Below are 24,131 nucleotides of genomic sequence, written 5' to 3'. Positions count from 1 at the left end.
CTACACCCTCCCCCGCCGTCACCGTGTTTCGCACACGTGAAATGTCGCGGCCGAGCATGGGAGGGCGCATGCGCGTCCACCGTCCGTTTTATGTGCTGCGATAGGGCGTGCATCGAAGATACCGCCAAAGATGCCGGACGCGTGACCCTTTTCGAGCCTGCCGTGCCAAAGATGCCGGGCGCGTGACCGCCAAAATAACGATTTCGTCCCATTACGCCAAACTTCGCGGTCACTGACCAAGCTTCTTGTCACTTTGCGGTCAGCGACCCGCGATCCTTGGCGACTCCCCCATCCTCGCGTTCTCCGTGCTACGATACTCGCAACGCAAGCCACCCTCGCACGAAGGGAACCCCCATGTTTGAGTCCGAACGCGACCTGCGCGACGAGCAGGCCCTCGATATCGCCAGAAAGATGCTGGTCGCGGCACGCACGGCCCCCAAGGGCAAGGGCGTCGACATCGTCGAATGCGCCGTCATCACCGCCGAGCATGCCGAGGAGCTCGCCTGCGAGATGGAGGCCATCGCCGCCGAGCGCGGCCACAAGCTCTTCCTGCGCGACGCGGACAACGTCCGCCAGGCCCAGGCCGTCGTGCTCATCGGTACGCGCTCGCAGCTCATGGGCCTCGATTGCGGACACTGCGGCTACACCACCTGCGCGGAAAAGCCGCAGGCAAACCCCTGCGCGATCAACTGCATCGACGTGGGCATCGCCATCGGGTCGGCGGTATCGCGCGCCGCCGACATGCGCGTCGACAGCCGCGTGCTCTTCTCGGCCGGCCTTGCCGCCGAACGCCTGGGGTTGCTGGGCGAAGGCGTCGGCCAGGTCTACGCGATCCCCATCTCCATCGGCTCGAAGAGCCCCTTCTTCGACCGCCCGAGCACCCGTCCGCAGGCATAACGTACTGTAGAGCCTGCCCCGACACGCGCAAGTGACGGGTTTTGCCCATGCAGACCCACGAATGGGTCTAAGCAGAAAGAAACGGGTAGAATCCGCCGAAAGACGACTGCATAGACCCATTCTGCGGGTCTATGCAGTCTCGTTCGGGCGACAAGGCACGGCAAACGGGTCTACGCGGGAGCAATTGGGCACATTTCGCCCAGCGTATGGGTCTATGCAGGCTCATCTGAGCACCCCAACCCCTCCCTGTCCGTGTCAATGGGAGTTATCCACAAATTCTGCAATTTTGACCTGCAGAGAGAATAATTTTATTCACAATTTGAAATAAAAAGGGCCGAATTCTCGCGAAAACGGCCGCTCTTTTTCGCAGAATCAAGCGTTTGAACTGCGGATATCGAGTTTTCCACAGAATTAATTCTTCAAGACAGTAATTATTTCTATCTGTCAACTTATTTTCTAAATTTTTAGTGATACAATCGGTGTGCGGCAAGATTCTAACCATGAATGACAAATTGTCAGGAAATGGAAGACTGCTCGACTCCTCCATCTCACGCTGACAGAGCTTCATTCGATGGTTGTTTTCAAACCCGAAAACGGATGAGAGATCTATCAGGAAAGGGGTGAGGAAAATGAGTGAAGAAAAGACGGCACCGGCGGCATCCGGCAAGCAAGCGGCAAAGATGCTCGGATTCGGTGGCTTCTTCGCCATGACGGCATCGATGGTCATGACCGTGTATGCGTACCCCAACTTCGCATCATCTGGTCTGCATCTGATCTTCTTCCTCATACTGGGTGGTATCTTCTGGTTCCTCCCAGTCGCATTGGTCGCCGCCGAAATGGCGACCGTCAAAGGATGGGAAGACGGTGGCATCTATGCCTGGGTCGGCAACACCCTCGGCAAGCGCTGGGGTTTCGCGGCCCTGTTCTACCAATGGTTCCAGATCACGGTCGGCTTCGTGACCATGGCGTTCTTCGTCCTGGCCGCGATTTCGTACATCGTGGGATGGGACGCGCTCTACAATAATCCGCTCGTCATGTTCATCGGCGTGGCGATTATCGTATGGGTGCTCACGCTCACGCAGCTCGGCGGCACCAAGCTCACCGCCCGCATAGCCAAGATCGGCTTCTTCGGCGGCGTGCTGATTCCCGCCGTCGTCCTTCTGATCGGCCTGATCGCGTACCTGGCCACGGGCGGCGTCTCGCAGCTGCACTTTGACGCGGGCGGCATCGTCCCCGACTTCACGAAGGTGAGCACGCTGGTCATCTTCGCATCGTTCATCCTCGCCTTCGCGGGCGTCGAGGCTTCCGCCTCGCACGTGAACGAGCTGAAGAACCCCGGCAAGATCTACCCGATGGTCATGATCGTGCTCTGCATCCTCACCATCGTGCTCGACACGCTGGGTGGTCTCGCGGTTGCCATGACCATGACCGAGGCACAGCTCGACGCCAACCTCTCCACCGGTGTCGTCGTGGCGTTCGCCAACATATTCGACGCGCACTTCCACTGCGGATGGCTCGTGTACGTGATCGCGTTCCTGCTGGCCGCGGGCGTCCTGGCCGAGATCTCTTCCTGGATCGTCGGCCCGTCGCGCGCGTTGCTCGAGACCGCGAACGAGGGCATCATCCCGCGTAGCTTCGCCAAGACCAACAAGCACGGCGTCTCCGTCAAGACCGTCGTGGTCCAGGGCGTCATCGTCACCATCTGGGACGCGGTGCTCTGCGGGTCCATGGCGCTGGCGGGTGGCTCGGGCTCGTCGATCTCGTACCTCACGGCAGTCGGCCTGACCGTCGTCATCTACCTCGTGGGCTACGTCCTGTTCTTCCTCGCCTACTTCAAGCTGGTGTTCAAGGGCAAGGACCACGCTCGCGTGTTCCAGATCTTCGGCGGCACCGCGGGCAAGTGCATCGTCGCCGGCCTCGGCCTCATACTCACGGTCTTCGCGCTGATCGTGTCGTTCTTCCCGCCGAGCCAGCTCAATGCGTCGTCCGGCACCGTGTACGTCATCACCTTGCTGGTCTGCTGGGTCATCTCGGTGGCGATCCCGTTCGTCATCTACGGCCTACGCCATCACTGGAATGGCGGCGTTGACCACAAGCCTCCCACGATCCCGGGCAAGAAGGAGCGTGCGGCGATGGCAACGGCCGCAGACGCGCCGACTCCCGTCGGCAAGCACTCCGTCCCCTCGCCCGCTGCCGGCACGCAAGACGCTACCCCCGCGGACACGCCCCAGAAGGAGTGATGTGTCGACAAACCATACCAAGCACGTGAAGGCACGTAAGTTCGTTCAACGTAGGTACCAAATCCGAAGCGATTCGGATAGTGATTAGGAGGAGATTATCATGACTGTTAAAGACATCGACCTCGTTTCGACCGAGGAACTGGCAGAGATGGACGCCCAGACCTCATACACGTCCCCGATCTTCGGCAGCTATGCCTCGGACGTCGAGATGCCCGAGACCAAGCTCAACAAGATGCCCATCGAGCCGCGTATCGCGAGCGAGATGATTCGCGAGTACATCGGCACCGAGGGCAACGCCCACCAGAACCTCTGCACCTTCGTCCAGACTTACATGGAGCCCGAGGCTGCGGAGCTGATGAAGGATACGCTCGAGAAGAACGCCATCGACAAGGATGAATACCCGATGACGGCCGACCTCGAGAACCGATGCGTGAAGATCATCCAGAACCTGTGGCATGCCGATCAGGACGAGCAGCCCATGGGCACCTCGACCGTCGGCTCGTCGGAGGCCTGCATGCTGGGTGGCCTGGCCGCCCTGTTCCGCTGGAAGGCCCTGGCCAAGAAGGCTGGCATCGACATCTACAGCGATCATCGCCCCAACCTGGTCATCACCTCCGGCTACCAGATCTGCTGGGAGAAGTTCTGCCGCTACTGGGACATCGAGATGCGTCTGGTCCCCATGGACGCCGAGCACCTGTACATGACCCCGGAGTCGTGCATGCCCTTCGTCGATGACCACACCATCTGCGTCGTCGCCCTGCTCGGCATCACCTACACCGGCTGCTACGATGACGTCAAGGGCATCGACGCCGCTCTGACCGAGTACAACAAGACGGCAAAGGTACCCGTCCGCATCCACGTCGACGGCGCGTCCGGCGCCATGGTCGCCCCGTTCATCGAGCCCGAGCTCGAGTGGGACTTCCGCCTTCCCAACGTCTGGTCCATCTCGACCTCCGGCCATAAGTACGGCCTGGTCTACCCGGGCATCGGCTGGGTCATGTGGCGTTCGAAGGAGGCCCTGCCCGAGGACCTGATCTTCTGGGTCAGCTACCTCGGCGGCGAGGAGGCCACCATGGCCATCAACTTCAGCCGCTCGGCATCGCAGATCATCGGCCAGTACTACGTCTTCATGCGCAACGGCTTCGAGGGCTACAAGGAGATCCAGAAGCGCACCCTGGACGTGGCACGTCATCTGGTCGAGGGCATCAAGAAGCTCGGCATCTTCGTCATGTACGAGGAGGCCTCCGAGATTCCCATTCTGTGCTGGAGCTTGGATCCCAAGGCCGGCAAGAAGTGGACGCTGTACGACCTGGACGACCGTCTGCGTATGCACGGTTGGCAGATTCCGGCCTACCCGCTGCCCGAGAACATGCAGGATGTCACCTGCCAGCGCATCGTGGCCCGTGCCGATCTTTCGATGACCATGGCCGACAAGTTCCTCAAGGACATGGAGGCAGAGATCAAGAACCTCGACAACGCGAAGGTGATCGGCTCGGCAGACACCAACATCGCCCCCAAGAAGTCGTTCGACCACAGCGGCAGGTAAACGAACGGCTCCGAGTGGGAGACGATATAGTTTTACTTTCCTCCCCCTACTCACGCCCCGCTTAAGCCGCAAAGCAGGGCAACGGCACGGTACCGGCTCTCCATTTCGATGGAGAGCCGGTACTGGTTTATGTGGGACAAGTGGACAGATCATTTGCCCCGGTTTTTATCGGGCGGCATCGACGGCGAGGCGAATGCGGTTCTCGCGGTTGAGCGCCGAGGACTCGGGATCGTAGTCGATAACCGTGATGCGCATGTCGGCGAAGCGCTCGTGCAGCTCACGCAGGGCCCCGCGGGCACTCACGTGTCCCTTGAGGCAACCGAAGCTCAGCAGGTAGATGACGTCGTGGATGCCCTGTTCGGCGAAGAGGGCGAGTTGATCGAGGTAACGCACGTCGTCACCCGCGAGAAGCGCGGGATCGGGCATGACGGGCTCGCATCCGAGCGACTCGAGCATCTCGACGATGTGGTCGTTCATGAAGGGCTCGAACACGATGAGCGGGTTGCCGACGATGCCGATGCGGGGACGAGGGTTCGGTTGGGATTTCTCGACTGCGCTGCCTTCGGCAGCTTCGCTCGAAATGACAGAGGGAGCGGCCTCGGCAGCTTCGCTCGAAATGACAGGGCCCCATGGCACCCAGACGTACTCGGGCGTGGCGCCGCAGGCGCGCTCGACGATACGGGGCACGGCATCGGTCAGGCAGGTCTCGCAGACCTGCGGAAGCTCGACGCGCGTGATGCCTGGGTCGTCACGCAGCATGCGGATGACGCGCGCCGCCATCGCGTTGGCGGTGAAGCACACGTCCTTCACGCAGCTACGCCGCGCGCACTCGAGGTCGTCAGCATCGAGAGGGCGTTTGGTGATGCTATCGAGAAACGAAGCAGATGAGCCGGTCTCGTTGGAACGCAAAGACCGAGATTTCTCGACTTCGCTGCCTTCGGCAGCTCCGCTCGAAATGACAGGGGGAGCCGCTTCGGCAGCTTCGCTCGAAATGACAGCGGGGGCGGCCCCGGCCGTTTCGCTCGAAATGACAAAGGAAGCCGCTTCGCTTCTCTCGACATTTCCGCGCATGGCGATGGCCGCGGCAAGCGTGCGCAGGCGGATGCGGATGTGCGCGAGGTCGCTGATGTCGTCGACCTTGAGCGTCGTGCACGGCTTGCCCGCCGCGTCGAGCACATCGGCTGCCTCCTCGACCGACACCGCCTCGAACCCGCAGCCAAACGACTGCAGGAACACGGCATCGAGCTGCGGATGACCGGCGACGAAACGCGCGATCCCGACGAGCCGCTTGGCCGGCATCCATGGATACGCGCCATCGAGGTGCGCCTTCGCACGCGACGGATCGGACGCCGCGAGACCTGCCACGCCCAGCACGGCAAACCCCAGCCGGGCGAGCTCGCGGTCGATGCCGTGCAGCAGTGCCTCGTCCATGTGATACGGACGTCCGGCGAGCACGATGCCGTGACGCGACGGATCATCGGCAAGCCAGCGCAGAGCATCCTCGGACCGCGCCGCAAGCTCGGCGTTGACCTCCTCCTGGCACTGCACCGCCACGGAAAACGCCCGGTCGAACTCGTCGCGCGTGATGGCGGGCACCTCATCTCCGGCGAGCTCGTTCATGGCACCGAACAGCCGCTCCATCGAATCCTCGTCGCGCACGAAACGCACGGGCCGATAGTTGGCGAGCTGTGGCGACACGATGGGCGCGAGACCGGCAGCGCTTCGGGCCGTCCCGACGTTGGCGGCGAGCGCGCTGGCATATCCGGTCTGGACCGGGCAATGGTAGTTGCGCGTGAAGCGCGGCATGAAGACGGCATCGGCGCCCTTCTCGCACAGGCTGAAATAGCGCACGTGTGACGTCTTGGCCGGATAGCACGCGCTTTCGGAAGGCACCGTCTCCCACGCCTCGCTCATGCGGTCGGCCTCGCAACCGGGACGAGGAAGCATGACGCTGAAGCCGAGCTCGGCGAGCAGTGTGCGCCAGAAGGGCCGGTATGCGTAGAGCGCCATCGAGTCCATGAGGCCGATGCGCCGCGAACCGCGACTCCCCTGCTGCTCGATATCGCCAAACGACGCGATTAGGCGCTGCTCGTCGGCAATGACGTTGGGGGAGCCGTTGTCATCTCGACTGGAGCGGCCGCCAGGCCGCGTAATGGAGAGATCTCGGGGCGGAGATTTCTCGACTCCGCTCACTTCGTTCGCTTCGCTCGAAATGACAGTGGGGGCTGATCCGCTCGCCTCGCTCGAAATGACAGTGGGTGCGGCCTCGACTCCGCTCGCTTCTCCCCATCGGCGCCGTGGCTCGTCGAGACCACGTTCGCACCTGTTGTCGCTGACAAAGCAGCGCGTCCTCTCGGCATCGAAGCTCACGATCGACAGCTCGCATGCGTTCGCGCAGCCCGTGCACGCGACCTTCTCGCGACGAATCTCGAGACACCGAAGCTCGTCGAGGCTGATGAGGCCGCTTTTCGCCGTCGTATCCGCACCCACCGCGTCGAGCGCGAAGAGCGCGCAGCCAATCGCTCCCATGAGATGCGCCTGCGCGGGACGCACGGCCTCGACACCGCATAGCAGCTCGAAGGCACGCAGCACGGCGTCCGAGCGAAAGGTTCCACCCTGGACGACCACGCGTTGGCCGGGCTGCGGAATGCGATCGTCGCCAATGATGCGGTGCAGGGCGTTCTTGACGACGGAGTACGCGACGCCGGCGGCGATATCCTCGATCGGCGCACCGGCTTTCTGCGCGTGCTTGACCCGCGAGTTCATGAAGACCGTACACTTGGTGCCCAAGTCGATGGGATGGCGCGCGAGCAGGGCGTCGTCGGCAAACTGCCACGGCGTCGTCTTGAGCGCGGCAGCCGTACCCTCGATGAACGCGCCGCATCCGCTCGAGCACGCCTCGTTGAGCGCCGCATCGGTCACCATGCCGTGCCGCACCCACAGCGCCTTCATGTCCTGGCCGCCTATGTCGAGTAGGAAGTCAAGGTCATCGCATAGGTGCCGCGCCGATCGAAGGTGCGCGGCCGTCTCGACCACGCCCATGTCGACCCCAAATGCGGCGCGCAGCAGCTCCTCGCCGTAACCGGTCGCGCACGCGCGGGCAATCCACGTGCTCGACTTGGCATGTGGCAGGTACGAGGGAGGCTCGATCTTGCGATACAACTCGTCGAGCGCCTCGCGCAGCGTCTCGATAAGGTCACCGCGAATGGGCTCGTAGACGCTGTAGACAATCTGCGCGTCGGCGTTGAGCGCAACGAGCTTGAGGGTCGTCGAGCCCGCGTCGATGCCGAGGAACAAGGGACCCGTCGCCTCGTAGATGCCCTGGCGCTCGAACTCGGCTTGCGCATGCCGCGCGCGAAACGCCGCGAGTTCGTTGGCATCCTCGAACAGCGGCGGTAGAAACGCGAGGTCGCTCTTGAGCTCACCCATGTCGGCGATGCGTCGCTCGAGCTCTGACGTGTTCATGACGACGGGAGCACACCCCAGCGAACGCGCGTCATCCGAGAGCAGCGCCGCGCCCGTGACGGTGAACAGGTGCGCGTTCTTCGGCTTGACGCCCTCATGCGCCGAAAGCCCGAGCGTCCGGCGAAACGCGTGGACGAGGTACGGCATGTGCTCGAGCGGACCGCCCAGGAAGACGACGTTACCGCGGATGGGCCGCCCGCAGGCCAGCCCCGACAGCGTCTGGCGCACGACGGCGTCGAAGACGCTCGCGGCGATATCGGCCTTGCTCGCGCCGGCGTTGAGCAACGGGCGCACGTCGGTCTGCGCGAAGACAGCGCAGCGCGAGGCGATCGGATAGCTGCGGCTCGCGCCAAAGGCCAGTTGGCTCATCTGGCTGCTGCGCATGTCGAGCATGTAGGCGATGGTGTCGATGAATCCGCCGGTTCCGCCCGCGCACGTCGCGTTCATGCGCTGTTCGGGGCGCTCGTCGAGGTAGATGATCTTCGCGTCCTCGCCGCCGAGCTCGATGACGACATCGGCGTCTGGCTCAAGGCCGCGCACGGCATGCGTCGTGGCGACGACCTCCTGCACGAAGGGGATGCCGAGGACACGTGCGACCTCGATCGCGGCCGACCCCGTCATGGCGATCGACGCGTCGACGGGACCATGGCGCCAGTTGAGGTCGTGAATCGCCTCGCCCAGCGTGCGCGCGATGTTGGCGCGATGGCGCATGTAGGTGTCGTAGACGACGGCGCCCGCCTCGTCGAGCACGACGAGCTTGAGCGTCTTGGAACCGGCGTCGATGCCGATGCGATACGTCATGGGCGACCTCGAAGTGGGTGAGACAGATTGGACAGGTACATTTGTCTCATTCATTATACGAGGCGGCGAATAGGATGTGCGCGCCAGGTGACAGCCCGATGCCGAGCCGTTGCCTTGGGACATTTAACCGCATGACGAGGTGTCAAGTTCTGGATGCTATGGCACATGTAATGTGCCAGCACGCGAAAAACGTGGCGTATTCGCTAAATTTGGCGCGCAATGGTACACATGAGGTGCCATAGCACGGAGTTCTTGCCAGAAAGAGAACGGGCAAGCACCACAAAATAAGACAGTTGCCCAGAGGTGCTTTCCGGCGCGCTACCTTATTTGCGGCGCTTCCTCCACCAATGCGAGAGCGCTCCGCAAAGCCAGCCCACGAGGGGAATCGTCAGGAACACCACCCACGCGGGATGCGGCTGGTTGCAGACGAACGCCATGTAGCAGAACCAGCAAATCGCGCCGACCACGTAGAGCGTGCAGAAGAACCCCGCGATGCGCTTCGCGCCGAAAAGGCCGCCCAGCGCGTAGTAGACGGGTATGGCGGCAATCAGGAACAGGCCGTAACCCCATGCCTCGTACACGAGCCCAACTAATATATACGCGATGAGCACTACCAGCGGAAACGGAAATCGGTTCCACGTGCGCAGAAACGATGACCCTTTCTTGCCGGTCCCCATATACGCGTTCGCGTCGGCCAGGTTGTCGAACTCACGATCGTTGATGTGGATGCCATCCCATCCCACGTGCACGTGGTCGCCCTTCTTGCCGTCGATGACGTTCACGCCATCGCGCCAGTTGATGTGAACGTAATCCTTGCCGTCCTCGACGTGGATGCCGTCGAGGCCTATGTGAGTCGTACCGTCGCCCTCGCGAGACTCGGCGGCGTCGCCGGTGGCGGGCTCATCGTCTGGCGCATCGTCATCATCGGCTTCCTCGTCCGCATGTGTGTCCGCACGGCCTGCCGCATCGGGCTCTTCGGCACTGTCTTCCTCCCCCACGCCCTGTCCGCCAGCGGCGTCGACGCCGTCGCGCTCCACGTCCGTATATAGCAGGTCATCGAGCGAGACGTCATAGAGCCGCGCCAGGGATATGAGGTTGTCCGTGTCGGGCGAGGATTCCGAGCACTCCCACTTGGAGACGGCTTGCCGCGAGACGCCGAGTTTCTCGGCAAGCTCCTCCTGCGTGAAGCCCGCCGCGCGACGCCTATCCGCCAGCCGTTTCGCGATATCTACATCCATGCGCATCCTTTCTCCTGCAAGCATGATAAGCCATGTCTGTCGGGGAAAGTTACGGGAGAGCGGCTGGTTGCGCCAGCGATTCTAGTTGGAACTTCGCGCAATTATCGGTTGCGCGCATGCGTCTGAACGGGGAAATGCGCGCGCTGCGCGTGAGAAGAGAGAGGAGAGATTTCTCGACTCCGCTTCGCTTCGCTCGAAATGACAGGAGGGGCGCTTTGCCGCGCTCGAAATGACAGGATACATTGTCATCTCGACCGGAGGTGCCGTCAGGCACCGGAGCGGAGAGATCTAGGCGGGGTTTCTCGACCGCGCTCGGGATGACAGGGGCGCCGCTTCGTGCGCTTCGCTCGAAATGACAGGGAAGATGTGTGCACATTTGTCACGAGTCGTTTACAAAAGCCGCGGGACGCCCGTGTTAGAATCACGGCCAATACGCTCGCGATGGAAGGGACGTTCATCATGAAGGCACGGCGAATCATCGTCTCGACGCTGGTCACGTTGGCCCTGGGTTGCTGCGTGGTCGGCCTCGGCGCTTGCGCATCGGGAGGCACGCCAAGTAATGGCGCCAATGGCGAAGGCGGAGCTCCCCTCACAGTGGCGGCCATGAAGGGTCCGACGGCCATCGGCATGGCTCACCTCATGCAGGAGCAAGACGCCCTGGCCGACGACGGCAAGAAGCCGGCTTACGAATTCACGGTTGCGGCTACGGCCGATGAGCTCGTCCCGCGCGTGGCAGCAGGCGAGTTCGACATCGCCTGCGTACCCGCCAATCTCGCCGCCAAGCTCTACAAGCAGACCAACGGTGGCATCCGCGTCATCGGCATCAACACGCTCGGGGTGCTCTACGGCATCTCCTACGATGGTGGCATTCAGAACCTCGATGGCCTCGCCGGACGCACGGTCTACCTCACCGGCAAGGGCTCGGTTCCGGGCTACACCGTCGAGTATCTGCTGGACAAGGCCGGGCTTTCCGATCGCGTCACGCTCGAATACGTCTCCGAACCCTCCGAGGCACTCGCCCGCCTCAACGCCGACCGCACGGCCGTCGCCATCGTGCCCGAACCCTTCGCGACCGCCTCGCTTGCCAAGGACACCGAGCTTGCCCGCGTGCTCGACATGACCGCGCTGTGGGACGAGTCTTCCGCGGGCAAGGAGGAGCATGGTCGCTTCGTCACGGGCGTCACCGTGGCGAGAAGCGAGCTCATCGACAACGATCCCGAAAGCCTCGCCCGCTTCATGGACGCGTGGGATGCCTCGGTGCAGGCGGGACTCGCGAATCCCTCCTCCATCGCCCAGACGCTCGTGGATTTCGGGATATTGGGCAACGTGTCTATCGCTGATGCAGCCGTGCCACGCTGCAACATCGTCTGCATACTCCACGAGCAGATGAAGGGGGACCTCTCGGGCTACTTGCAGGCGCTCTACGAAGCCGAGCCCTCCTCCATCGGCGGCGAACTCCCCGACGACGGCTTCTACTACATAGGCTAGCGGGTCTCCCGTGGGCAACGACCGCCGGATACGCAATCGACGCTCCCCCGCCGCCTTCGCGCAGGGGGCGCTGGCCATCATCGCCTGGCTCGTCATCTGGCAGCTCATCGCGGTCGCCCTCGCCAACCCCTGGCTGCTCAGCGGCCCGGTCGAGACCGCGCGAACATGGGGTCAGCTCGTGCTCACCGCGGGCTTCTGGCAGGCGGTCGCCTCTTCGATCGCGCGCATCGCGATTGGCTACGGCATCGCCTTCATCGCCGGCTGCGTCCTGGGATACCTGGCCGCGAAGCTCCCCGGCCTGCGCATCTTCCTCAAACCCGCCATCCTTGTCGTCAAGAGCGCGCCTGTCGTCTGCGTCATCGCGCTGCTACTCGTCGCGGTGGGATCGCACGTGACCACCGCCATCGTGGTCGGACTCGTCGTCTTCCCGCAGTTCTACCACGCGGTCATGGAATCGGTGCTCGCGCGTGACAGCGAGGTCGACAAGGTCCTGGACGTCTTTGGCGTGCCGGGCATGCGCCGGGCGCTGTGCGTGGAACTCGTCGCCTTCGGCGCCTCCGTGCGGGCCGCGACGGCAACGGCCGCAGGTCTGGCCTGGAAGTCCGGCGTGGCAGCCGAACTCATCGGACTGCCGGGCATCTCGATCGGCGAGGGCGTGTACCTGGCGAAGATCTCGCTGGACAGCGCCTCGATCATCGCCTGGACGGCAACGGTCATCGTGTTGAGCTGGCTGTCCGAGAAGTTCCTGCTCGCGCTGGTCGACGGCGTCATGCGGCTGCCGGGGCGCTGGCTGGACGCGCGCGTGCGCAGGGCACTGGCCGCAAAGGGCGCCGGCACGCCGGTGACCACAATGCCGATGGGCTTGCGTATCGAGGGGCTCGCATGCGTCTACGACACCGATGGCGGCGTTCCCCTGCGCCTGGACTACGAGGACCTGGCCGTGGCGCCCGGTGCGCGCCTGTGCGTGATGGCGCCATCGGGTGCCGGCAAGACCACCTTGCTGTCCATGGTGGCCGGCATCAAACGACCTAGCGCGGGCACCATCGCCTACAACAACGGGCAGGCACCGGCCATGGCTGCGGTACTGCAGGACTGCACGCTGCTGCCGTGGGCCTCGGCCCTCGAGAACATCGCGCTCGTGGCGAAGGACGCCTCCGAGATACGCCGCGGCGCACGCCTGTGCCGCGCGATGCTCGACGAAGAGGCGCTGGCCAAGCCCGCCCGCGCGCTTTCGGGCGGCATGCGCCGACGCGCCGAGCTTGCCCGCGCCCTGGCCCACCCCTCCTCCATCGTCATCCTCGACGAGCCGTTCGCCGGGCTTGACGAGGCGACGAAGGAGCAGTGCATACGCCTCATCGACGAGGAGCTGGATGGCCGCACCCTCATCATCGCCACCCATGACGAAGAGGACGCCGCCGCACTCGGCTGCGACATCGTGAAGCTGTAGGCGCGGAGGGTCGCGCCAGGTTCGCCGGTCAGTGACCGCGATGTTTGGCAGAACGCCACGTCTATCGGTCAGTGACCGCGATGTTTGGCAGAGCGCCACGTCTAGCGGTCAGTGACCGCGATGTTCGGCAGGTCTGGCTCGCACGAAAGCTCAAGCACACGAACCTCGACTTCGAGGACTGCCTTGTCCTGGCCGCCTGCCAGCTCGCAAACGTAAGGTATCTCGTGACAAACGACAACAAACTCAAGGACAAGGCACCCCTTGCGGCCCTCTCCCCAAGCGACATGCTTTCCTACCTTGAAAGCGACGCTGCGTAGCGCCTAGATGGTCTTGCCAACTCTGGGAAGCTTCGCGGGACACGCCGACCCGCACAGCCGCCAGCCCGCAAAACGCGGCACGACGGATGGAGCGGCCCATAATTGTGGCACTGTGGCCGCGAGGTGCAAATCACGCGGTCACATGGTCGCGAAGCGTAGCTAGCGCCACGTTCGGCCCGGCCCGAGCGCAGGAGATTTCTCGACTCCGCTTACTTCGTTCGCTCCGCTCGAAATGACAGAAGGGAGCGCTCGCTCGGGATGACAGAGGACGTTGTCATCTCGACTGGAGCCGTCGCAGGCGGCGTAATGGAGAGATCCCTCGACTCCGCCTGCTCGGGATGACGGCATGCACATCTTTCACCCCCGACCGAGTGCACATTGCCAGCGCGAGCATCTCGTACGCGCTGTTAACATGTTCGACATATTTGCTCGCTAGCATTTACGCACTTGTCTATAGCTCCGGGAGGAAGAGCCTTATGACACTAATCGAAATCGAACGCCCGACAGCAGCGCATGCCGTCATGGAGGACGTGTGCGACACGATCGCACGCAGGGCGCAGTCCGGATCGGTGGGCACCTGCCCCGTCGAGCTCACGGACGCGTTCGTCAGCCTGTCCGCCTCGCAATCCTGCGGCAAGTGCGTCCCCTGCCGCGTGGGGCTTGCCCAGATGCGCAACCTCGTGGAGGCCATCCTCGACGGACGCGCAAGCGAGCGCGACATCGACGTGCTCGAGCGCACCGCACGTAGCGCCTACCTGAGCGCCGACTGCGCCATCGGCTACGAGGCCGGCGCCATGGTGCTGCGGGCCGTGCGCGGCTTTCGTGACGACTTCGTCTCGCATGCCACGGCCGGTCGCTGCACGGCCGGCGCACGTAACGCTGTGCCCTGTCGCGCAGCATGCCCCGCCCACGTGGACATTCCCGGCTACGTCGCCTTGGTCCACGCCGGCCGCTACGATGATGCCGTGCGCCTCATCCGCAAGGATAACCCCTTCCCGCTTGCCTGCGGGCTCATCTGCGAGCATCCTTGCGAGCTGGCGTGCCGGCGCGGCGTGGTGGACGACGCCATCAACATCCGCGCGCTCAAGCGCTATGCGGTGGATAACGCGTCCGAGATGTTCGAACTCGACTCCGACGGCGCACCCGCCGAGCCCTCGAAGCCCTTCCACTACCCCGCCACCGGCAAGCGCGTCGCCGTCATCGGCGGCGGCCCGGCCGGCCTCACCGCCGCGTACTACCTCGCGCTCATGGGGCACTCCCCCGTCGTGTTCGAGCAGCGCGAGCACCTGGGCGGCATGATGCGCTATGGCATCCCCGCCTACCGCTTCCCGCGTCCCGAGCTCGAGCGCGAGGTCGATTGGATCGTCTCGCAGGGCATCGAGCTGCGCATGGGAACGACCGTTCCCAACGACGTGACCCTGGGCGAGCTGCGCCGCGACTTCGACGCCGTCTACATTGCCATCGGCGCCCATAACGAGAAGACACTCGGCATCGAGGGCGAAAATGCCGAGGGCGTGCTCTCGGCCGTCGAGATGCTGCGCGCCATCGGCGACGGCTTTATGCACGACTTCGCCGGTCAGCGCATCGTCGTCGTGGGCGGCGGAAACGTTGCCATGGACGTGGCCCGTACCTCGCTGCGCCTCGGCGCCGAGTCCGTCACCGTGGTCTACCGTCGTCGCATCGACGACATGACCGCCCAGCGCGAGGAGATCGACGGTGCCATCGCCGAAGGCTGCGAGATCATGGAGCTCGCCGCTCCGTTGCGCGTCATCGAGAGGGACGGCTGCGTCACGGGTCTCGAGGTCCAGCCCCAGATCATCGGACAGTTTGACCGCGGACGCCCCAAACCCGTCAAGGCCGACACGCCGCCCCAGACGATCGAATGCGATCGTGTGCTCATGGCCGTGGGCCAGGCCGTCGGCGCCTCCGAGCTGGGCGCAGACGAGCTGCCGGTCGAATGGGGCAAAGTCGTGACCAGCCCGTTTGGACAGGTCGAAGGCATGGAAGGCGTGTTCTGCGGAGGCGACTGCGAGAGCGGCCCGGCAACGGTCATCCGCGCCATCGCCGCCGGCAAGGCCGCCGCGCGCAACATCGACGAGTTCCTCGGCTACGACCACGTGATCGAGACCGACGTCGAGGTACCCGATGCCCGCGCCACCGACCGCATGCCCTGCGGCCGCTCCAACACGACCGAGCGCAGCGCCGAGGTGCGTCGTCGCGACTTCGCGATGATGGAGTGCGGTCTCACTGACCAGGAAGCTGCCCAAGAGTCCAACCGCTGCCTGCGCTGCGACAAGTTCGGCCTAGGCGCGTTTCGTGGAGGGAGGGAGCTCTCATGGTAAACGCAACGGTCAACGGAACGCCCATCGCGCTCCCGGAAGGTTCCAAGATCATCGAGGCGGTCTTTGCCTCGGGCAACTACGTGCCCACGCTGTGCGGCCTTGAGGGCATAAGCGACATCGGCGCATGCCGCGTGTGCGTCGTGGAGGTCGAGAGCATCGAGCGCCTCGTGCCCGCCTGCAACACCTTGCTCGAGGAGGGCATGGTCATCCGCACCGACACCCCGCGCGTGCTCGAGGCACGCCGCGTCAATGTGTCGCTTCTGCTTTCCCAGCATGACGTGCAATGCGCGACCTGCGTGCGCAACGGCAACTGCGTGCTGCAGGACCTCGCGCAGGACCTCAACATACTCGACGTCCCCTACGAGAAGGAGCCGACCTTCACGCCCTGGGACAAGGACTTCCCGCTCATCCGCGACAGCTCCAAGTGCGTGCGCTGCCTGCGCTGCGTGCAAGTGTGCCACAAGGTGCAGGGCTGCGACGTGTGGGACCTCAAGAACCGCGCGACGCGCCTGGACGTGGGCGTGCGCGACGGGCTTCCCATCGACGAGGCGGGCTGCACGCTGTGCGGCCAGTGCATCACCCACTGCCCCACCGGCGCGCTGCGCGCACGTGACGACATCGACGCGGTGCTCGAGGCGCTGGCCGACCCGGACGTGGTCACGACGGTGCAGGTCGCCCCGGCGGTGCGCACCTCGTGGGGCGAGACGCTGGATCTGCCAGCGGAGCTCGCGACCGAGGGGCGCCTGGCGGCCACCTTCCGCGCACTGGGCTTCGACTACGTCTTCGATACGAACTTCGGCGCCGACATGACAATCATGGAGGAAGGCAGCGAGCTGCTCGAGCGCCTGGGCGGCCAGGGCGCCATGCCCATGTTCACGTCGTGCTGCCCGGGTTGGGTGCGCTACCTCAAGATCAAGCATCCCGACAAGCTCGCCCATCTCTCGAGCGCCAAGTCGCCGCAGCAGATGTTCGGTGCGCTGCTCAAGGAGTACGTCGGCCCCAAGCTCGGCATGGTACCGCCCAGGGAGGGCGCCCACGGACTCGAAGGCGTACGCGGGGGTGCGGGACTGGGCATCGGCGTGGACACCAACCCCGTCGGTACCGGCGCCAATGACGATGCGATGGTGGCGGCAGGTGCCGAGACGGGCTTCGCGACGTCGGCGCCGATGGGCAAGCGCATCTTCAACGTGTCGTGCATGCCGTGCGTGGCCAAGAAGTACGAGGCTGCCGTCGAGGAGATGGTGCGCGAGACCGAACCCGACGTCGATGCGGTGCTCACCGTGCGCGAGCTCGGCAGGCTCATCCGCCTCATGCACCTCAACGTCGCCGCTCTTGACGAGACGCCCTTCGACGACCCGATGAACGAGGGCTCCGGTGCCGCCGTGATCTTTGGCGCGACTGGCGGCGTCATGGAAGCCGCACTGCGCAGCGCCTACTTCCTCGTCAACGGAACCAACCCCGACCCCGACGCCTTCACTGAGGTACGCGGCCTGGACGGTTGGAAGGAGAAGACCTTCGACCTGGGTGGTAGCGAGGTACGCATCGCGGTGGCAAGTGGCCTGGCAAATGCCGAGAAGCTCTTGGCGGCCATCGATGCCGGCGAGGTCGAGTACGACTTCGTCGAGGTCATGGCGTGCCCGGGTGGTTGTGCCGGCGGCGGTGGCCAGCCCATCCACGAGGCACGCGAGATGGCAGGCGAGCGCGGCCAGACGCTCTACGCACTGGACCGCACGCGTCCGACGCGCTTTAGCCACGAGAACCCCAACGTGACCACGTGTTACGAGGAGTTCCTAGGCGAGCCGCTCTCGCATCTGGCACACGAGCTGCTCCACACCGATCAGGAGCAGTGGACGCTGTAGAGCCCGCCGCACCGCCAAATTACGATTGCGTGCGCAAAAACCACGGAAGTCTAGGGTCCGAATACGCCGCAAACGAACCACACGCGCAAAAAACGCGGAAGTCTAGGATTTGAGCACGGAAATCCTAGACTTCCGCCATATATGCGCACGGTGTTCCCACGAATCCTAGACATTCGCGCAAAGTGCGCATGGCAGATGCAACGGGGTCCGCATGCCCCTCTGGCAATGGGATTTCTCGACTCCGGCGCTTCGCGCCTCCGCTCGAAATGGCAGGGGCGCGGTGGTGCATCGGCGGGTACAATGGAGCGGTAATTGGCTTACGGGCCGCCTCCGATAGGCGGTGCCTCGTAGAGGCCTCGGGGAATGCGGGTGCGAATCCCGCGCTATACCAGTAACCGTAAGGTGCCGGGCGCGATGCGCAATACGGCCGAAGTCGGACTACCGAGCCATGACCGAAAGCCCTGGATGAAAGAGGTCTATCATGAAACGTCTTTTTGCATGCATTGCCGCCTGCGCGCTCTTCGCTTCGCTGGCACTCGCCGGTTGCGGCTCGAATGCCCCGGCATCGTCGAGCGCAGCGAGCACGCAAGGCTCCTCCTCCGCGGTGGCGAGCCAACAGGCTGACCAGCCCGGCGAGCTCATCGAGACCAAGGCGACGATCACGGATGCCGATGGAAACACCACGAGCTACACCGTCCAGATACCGGCAGCCGATGCGACGGCACTTGCCGTGCTCGAGGCAACCGATGCCGAAGTCACCACCGAGAACAGCCAGTACGGCACATACATCACCGCCATCAACGGCATCACGGCCGAGGGCAATTCGGGTTGGGTCTACACGGTCAACGGCGAGCAGATCATGGAAGCCGTCGACGTCTGCCCCGTGGCTGCCGGTGATACCGTGGAGTTCTCCTTCATCACGATGTAGCGCACGCGCATGCGCCCCGATGCCTTCTCGACACATCATCCTGCGGTGACGCTCACCTTCTTCGTGGGCGTCATCGTGCTGTGCGTGCTCGTGCAGCAACCCGTCGTGCAAGCGGTGGGCCTCATGGGCGCGGTGCTCTACTACCTGTGCCTGCGCGGTCGCGATGCCTGGCGTCTGCTTGTGGCGATGGCGTTGGCGCTCGTCATGCTCGCCGCGATCAACCCCCTCTTCAACACGCTTGGCGACACCGTGCTCTTCACGTACCTGGGGACACGCCCCTACACGCTCGAAGCGCTCGCCTATGGTGCGTCAACCGCGACCATGTTCGTGAGCGTCATGCTGTGGTTTGCCTGCTATGCGCAGGTAATGAGCACGGACAAGTTCACGTACCTCTTTGGCCGCCGGGCACCCGCGCTCACGCTCGTGCTAACGATGACGCTGCGCCTCGTGCCGAGCTACGCACGCAAGGCCCGGCAGATTTCGACGACACGGCGCTGCGTCGGCCTGTCGATGACGCAGGGCAGCGTGCGCGAGCGTGCGCGAGATGGGGCCTCGCTGCTCTCGGCGCTCACGAGCTGGGCGCTCGAGGGTGCCGTGACCACGGCCGACTCGATGCGCTCACGTGGGTACGGGACGAAAGGCGGAGGAGATTTCTCGACTCCGGCGCTTCGCGCCTCCGCTCGAAATGACAGGGGGTGGGCTGGTGCCTCCGAGTGGCATGACAGCGGGCGCTACCTGCAATGCCGCTTCCGCATGCGCGATGCGCTGCTGCTCGTCCTCATGCTCGCATGCATCCTCGTCACCTACGCCGCCCTCGCAAGCGGCGCGCTCGCCGTCAGCTACGTGCCCGCCATCGACATTCCCGCACTCTCGCCGCTTGGCATCGGCGCGCTCGTGGCGTGTACGGTGCTCGTATTCGTGCCATCTGTCATCGACGCGAGGGAGGCGATCGCATGGCGCTCTTCGCTCTCGAGCATCTGAGCTTCGGCTATCCCGATGCCACGGCACCAGCGCTCGACGACCTCAACCTCGAGGTCGAGCGCGGCGAGTATCTCTGCGTCTGCGGCAAGAGCGGTTGCGGCAAGACGACGCTCCTGCGTCAGCTCAAGAGCGTTCTCGCTCCCTTCGGGCAGCGTTCGGGTACCATCTTGCTCGATGGCGTTTCCCTGGACGAGGTACCACTCGAGACGCAGGCCCGGCGCATCGGCTTCGTCATGCAGGATCCGGATGCGCAGATCGTGACCGACAAGGTATGGCACGAGCTCGCCTTCGGACTGGAGAGCATTGGCTGCCCTTCGCCGGTGCTGCGCCTGCGCGTGGCGGAGATGGCAAGCTACTTCGGCATATCCGACTGGTTCGACCGTGACGTCTCCGAGCTCTCCGGCGGGCAGAAGCAACTCCTCAACCTGGCCGGCGTGATGGCCATGCAGCCTGACGTGCTCGTCTGCGACGAGCCGACAAGCCAGCTCGATCCCATCGCGACGGCAAGCTTCCTCGACACGCTGCGTCGACTCAACCGCGAGCTCGGCGTGACCGTCATCATCAGCGAGCATCGCCTCGAGGACGTCTTCGCGCAGGCCGACCGCGCGCTCGTCCTCGACGAGGGCCACATGGCGGCTTACGGCACGCCGCGCGAAGTGGCGGCCCGCCTATACGCCACGGGCGATGACATGACGCGTGCATTGCCCTCGCCGGTACGCGTGTTCTATGGGGTTCAGGGGATGCCAGGCGGAGCGACGGCGGGGACGGGTGACGGCGCCCCGCCCTGTCCGCTCACGGTGCGCGAGGGCCGCACGTGGCTTGTCGAACGCGTGCTCGCCAAACCACCCGGGCGAGTGAACATCCCCGACGACACCGACGACATGGACGCGCGCAAACCCGTCGTGGAGCTTCGCGACCTGTGGTTTCGCTACGAACGACAGGCACCTGACGTGCTACGCGGCTTGGACCTGCGCGTGCCGCAAGCCGCGCTCTTCGCACTCGTGGGCAGCAACGGCAGTGGCAAGTCGACGCTGCTCAGGTGCCTTTGCGGCGTGCAGCGCCCCTATCGCGGCAAGATGCGCGTGCTCGGCCGCAAACGCAAGTCGAGCAAAGGCGCCGAGCGGCTCCAGGAGGGCGTCGCCATGCTGCCCCAGGACCCAGCCAACCTCTTCTCGAAGAACAGCGTGCACGAGGAACTCGCCGAGATGCTCGCAGATCAGGGGCTTGATGCGAGCGAAAACGCACGGCGCTGTGCGGCCATGGCGCACGATTGCGGCATCGAAAGGATACTCGATGCACACCCGCGTGATCTGTCCGGCGGCGAGCAGCAACGCGTGGCGCTCGCCAAGGTGCTCCTGACCGAGCCGCGTCTGCTCCTGCTCGACGAGCCGACCAAGGGCATCGACGCCTTCTTCAAGCACGAGCTCGCCATACTCCTGCACCACCTGACCGAGCGCGACGTTTCCATCATCATGGTCTCGCACGACATCGAGTTTTGCGCGCGCTATGCGGACTTCGTCGGTCTGCTCTTCGACGGCAGCGTCGTGACCACGGCAACTCCGCGCCGTCTCTTCTCGGACAGCGGCTTTTACACGACGGCTGCCAATCGCATGAGCCGCAGCGTGTTTGCCGGCGCCATCACGGACGAGGACGTGATCGAGCTGTGCCTGAGCTAGACGGAAACCAAAATGGGCAAGCAGCTGCCCGTCGGCACATGGCCCTCGCATGGATTCTGTCGCTTTCGTGCGCGGTCGCGAGCGTCGTCATCAGCGCGCTCGTAGGCGGCAAGGCATACGTGGTCGCGAGCTTCATCGTGGTGCTTTGCACCATCGTCCCCTTCTTCGCGATCTTCGAGACACGGCGTCCGCAGGCACGCGAGCTCGTCATGCTCGCGGTCATGTGCGCCCTGGCGGTGGCAGCACGCGCGGCCTTCATCTGGCTGCCGGGCTTCAAGCCGATGGCGGCCATCATCATGATCGCGGGCATCGCCTTCGGACCGTCATCGGGCTTTCTGGTCGGTTCGCTCGCGGCGCTCACGAGCAACTTCATCTTCGGTCAAGGCCCCTGGACGCCCTGGCAGATGCTCGCCTTCGGGCTCTGCGGCCTCGTCTTCGGAGCGCTCGCCCAACGCGGCCTGATACGCCGCGAGAAGTTGAGCGTGTGGGCCCGCGTGGGGGTGGCCGCAAGCGGTGCCGTCTTCGTCGTGCTCGTCGCGGGACCCATCCTCGACACGAGCTCGCTTTTCTTCATGCTTTCGCGCATCACGCCCGAAGCCGTCATCGCCGTCTATCTCGCCGGCTTCCCGATGAACTGCATGCAGGCGGCGGCGACATTCGTCACGCTGCTGCTCGTGGCAAACCCCCTGCTCGACAAGCTCACCCGCGCACAACGCAAATACGGTATGCTCGTGCGCTGAGCCTCATACTCGCCGTTCAAGTGCTCATACCTGGGTACTGAAATTGGAGAATCCCCACTACGAAACGCGCAAAGTCGGCCGCGTTCATTTATAGGGAGAGTAAAATATTCACGTGGACAGATAAGTCTGCACATGCACATCGTGAGGGAATGGAGTCCATCATGGTTGAGTTTGAGAAAGATCCCGATATCAGCACGGAGGAAGGCTACGGGACCGAGGACATCGATATCATCGACACCGAAGTCGAGCTCGAGGAAGATCCGGATATCAGGACCGAAGAAGGCTACGGCAATATCGACCCGAACCTCGATTAGGCTCGCGCGATATTCCATACGCACGAGGGCGGCCCTTCCGCATGTCGGAGGGGTCGCTTCTTTTTGCCCCGAATCACGATCTTCGCAAGGATGGCGTGCGTTTAAAATAATTGCTCTTTTTATAGTCACGCAGTCTAATTCGTGTTAGTATGCATAGACACTTAATCTAAATAACATCTGGATATATTCTTTCAGCATGTTCTAGATACAACGTCTATTTTAGGAGCAAACGTGGCACGACCGCCGAAGAATGCAGAAGGACCGAGCGCAACCGAGCGCATGGAGCTCGCATTCTGGGATTGCATGAAGGAGATGCCCTTCAGCGAAATTACGGTACGTGACATCGTCAGCCGCGCCAAGGTCAATCGTAACTCCTACTACTACCACTACGACAGCATGTGGGATCTCGCCCAGGCGAGTGTCGAGCATGCGGATTTCGCAGCCGTGGCACGCGTGCTCCTCGAAGGCTTCGTCGCCGATGAAGCCACTGATGCAGACGACGTCGCAGATCAAGCGCAGAAAGGCTTCGATCATCTACGCGTACTGGCGAGCGAAAACGGCAACCAGCGCCTCCTCGAGGATGCCAAGCGCTCCGTCGTGAACGAATGGCTCGCCCTCTTCAAGTTGCGCGAAGACAGACTCCCGAGCGAGACACGCTCCTCCATCGACTTCGTGTTTGGTGGGGTCACGGCCCTGCTAGCAGGTGGCCGACCAGGGGATTTGGATACATTCGAGGCAACGATCGAGGGTTCTCCCCTCCTCACGAACACCATCGCGATGCTGCGTAGTGACCTTGACCCCGAGGAGCCTGCACAAAGCTCCTGGTCACAGAGCTTGTACACGAAGATGACCGAGGAACGGGTCGTCGTCGAACGTACGGTCGAGGAATTTGTCGTCAGAGAGGAAGAAGTCGAGGAAATCCTCGCAGAGGCAAAGAACGCCCCGGTCAATGGGGTGCTAGCACCTTCCGATGACATCCGTCTGGAAAGCGATTCCGCGGCATCCGAGCCCATTATCGAAGAGCGTGTCACGTCCACAAACCTCACCGGAAGCGAAATGGCCACTTCTTGGAATGAGGATGAGACGGCCCATATTTCTCCCGAAGTAGCAGAAGAACAGGAATCGGCAGATCTTTCGAGCGAGGACGCCACCGTTCCGGAATCAACAGGTAAGCAAATTGAGCAGGTGCCTGCCAATATTTCTGCTCATACAAGCGAAATAGAGGAAACGGTCGAAGAGGAGATTGTTTCCGAGACCATAATCGAGACTCACGAAGGCTTTAGCCTGGTATCTGAGCAGGTACCAGAAAATGAAATACAAACGCAGCAAGAAACGGAGCACGCAAATGAGGCAATATCAGAGCAGAAACCTGTCAATGAAGCGCAATCTCAAGATGATCACGCACCAGCGCAGGACCTCAATGATGTTTCTGCAAATGAAGCGGAGCAAGAAAGCGAACCGACCATCAATCTAGAACAGGAGGCTGCAAAGAATCATGAATCCGAAGCCCTCCCCGCGCGGGAAACCGAGGACATCCCAGAAACTGAAAGGGTTTCTAAGCGAGATGCAGAAGGCCTGGGAAGCCACAAAGCCACAGACACCGATGTATCTGAACTCTCAGACGGATCCGCGTCTGACTCGCTCGATGAACAAGCGGTACCCGTCAAATCAGCTGACGATGAGCAATCAACGTCGCAAACAGAGCCCGTTGCTGAACCTGAGGTAAGGTCCGAGGAATCGAGCGACTCAAACGAGGAAGACCAGCTCTCCTTCGATTTTCTCTTCTAGAGAAATTTATGCAATATATTTCCTATATGTTGCATACTATGCATACGAAATGCCTATGACCTTG

15 protein-coding genes are annotated in these 24,131 nt (G+C 63.2%); 13 read left to right on the top strand and 2 right to left on the bottom strand.

All coding sequences use genetic code 11. The annotated features are described in order from the left end of the window. Positions 1-354: 354 nt before the first annotated feature. From DBY20_01445 to DBY20_01435, 3 genes are all read left to right on the top strand, one after another. The gene (locus DBY20_01445; GenBank protein ID PWL79915.1) at positions 355-897 is read left to right on the top strand and encodes a ferredoxin; all 543 of its coding nucleotides are present in this window, start codon (positions 355-357) and stop codon (positions 895-897) included. Positions 898-1,526: 629 nt separating this feature from the next. Beyond that, positions 1,527-3,137, top strand: a complete 1,611-nt coding sequence (locus DBY20_01440) for a glutamate:gamma-aminobutyrate antiporter (protein PWL79914.1) — start codon at positions 1,527-1,529, stop codon at positions 3,135-3,137. Between the two features lie 100 nt (positions 3,138-3,237). Next, on the top strand, positions 3,238-4,683 hold the full coding sequence (locus DBY20_01435; protein ID PWL79913.1) for a glutamate decarboxylase: 1,446 nt from the start codon (positions 3,238-3,240) through the stop codon (positions 4,681-4,683). A gap of 165 nt (positions 4,684-4,848) precedes the next feature. On the opposite strand, the gene DBY20_01430 is transcribed toward DBY20_01435, so the two are convergent. Then, on the bottom strand, positions 4,849-9,072 hold the full coding sequence (locus DBY20_01430) for a hypothetical protein (GenBank protein ID PWL79912.1): 4,224 nt from the start codon (positions 9,070-9,072) through the stop codon (positions 4,849-4,851). Positions 9,073-9,272: 200 nt separating this feature from the next. After that, positions 9,273-10,187, bottom strand: coding sequence for an XRE family transcriptional regulator (locus DBY20_01425; GenBank protein PWL80001.1), 915 nt, complete (start codon positions 10,185-10,187; stop codon positions 9,273-9,275). Positions 10,188-10,628: 441 nt separating this feature from the next. On the opposite strand from DBY20_01425, the gene DBY20_01420 reads away from it, so the two are divergent. From DBY20_01420 to DBY20_01375, 10 genes are all read left to right on the top strand, one after another. After that, complete coding sequence (locus DBY20_01420) at positions 10,629-11,675, top strand: sulfonate/nitrate/taurine transporter substrate-binding protein (GenBank protein PWL79911.1); 1,047 nt, start codon at positions 10,629-10,631, stop codon at positions 11,673-11,675. Between the two features lie 10 nt (positions 11,676-11,685). Then, positions 11,686-13,122 carry a hypothetical protein gene (locus tag DBY20_01415; GenBank protein PWL79910.1) on the top strand — a complete coding sequence of 479 codons (1,437 nt, stop codon included), beginning with the start codon at positions 11,686-11,688 and terminating at the stop codon, positions 13,120-13,122. Positions 13,123-13,202: 80 nt separating this feature from the next. Beyond that, a complete protein-coding gene (locus DBY20_01410; GenBank protein ID PWL79909.1) occupies positions 13,203-13,439 on the top strand; it encodes a hypothetical protein in 237 nt (78 codons plus the stop codon). Between the two features lie 476 nt (positions 13,440-13,915). Continuing rightward, entirely contained in the window at positions 13,916-15,781 is a 1,866-nt protein-coding gene (locus DBY20_01405; GenBank protein PWL79908.1) for a glutamate synthase, read from the top strand. Beyond that, a complete protein-coding gene (locus tag DBY20_01400; GenBank protein ID PWL79907.1) occupies positions 15,775-17,640 on the top strand; it encodes a hydrogenase in 1,866 nt (621 codons plus the stop codon). The genes DBY20_01405 and DBY20_01400 overlap by 7 nt, the downstream gene beginning before the upstream one ends. Before the next feature lie 481 nt (positions 17,641-18,121). Further along, complete coding sequence (locus DBY20_01395; GenBank protein PWL79906.1) at positions 18,122-18,568, top strand: hypothetical protein; 447 nt, start codon at positions 18,122-18,124, stop codon at positions 18,566-18,568. Between the two features lie 9 nt (positions 18,569-18,577). Continuing rightward, positions 18,578-19,549, top strand: a complete 972-nt coding sequence (locus tag DBY20_01390; protein ID PWL79905.1) for a hypothetical protein — start codon at positions 18,578-18,580, stop codon at positions 19,547-19,549. Further along, a complete protein-coding gene (locus DBY20_01385) occupies positions 19,522-21,225 on the top strand; it encodes a cobalt ABC transporter ATP-binding protein (protein PWL79904.1) in 1,704 nt (567 codons plus the stop codon). Before DBY20_01390 ends, DBY20_01385 begins: the two co-directional genes overlap by 28 nt. A gap of 38 nt (positions 21,226-21,263) precedes the next feature. Then, positions 21,264-21,965 carry an ECF transporter S component gene (locus DBY20_01380; GenBank protein ID PWL79903.1) on the top strand — a complete coding sequence of 234 codons (702 nt, stop codon included), beginning with the start codon at positions 21,264-21,266 and terminating at the stop codon, positions 21,963-21,965. Positions 21,966-22,558: 593 nt separating this feature from the next. Continuing rightward, positions 22,559-24,067, top strand: coding sequence for a hypothetical protein (locus DBY20_01375; protein PWL79902.1), 1,509 nt, complete (start codon positions 22,559-22,561; stop codon positions 24,065-24,067). Positions 24,068-24,131 lie beyond the last annotated feature (64 nt).

Source organism: Coriobacteriia bacterium, from assembly GCA_003149935.1.
Lineage (GTDB): Bacteria > Actinomycetota > Coriobacteriia > Coriobacteriales > QAMH01 > QAMH01.
The sequence above is the reverse complement of the archived record's forward strand: the minus strand, read 5'-3'. Positions and strand labels throughout refer to the sequence as shown.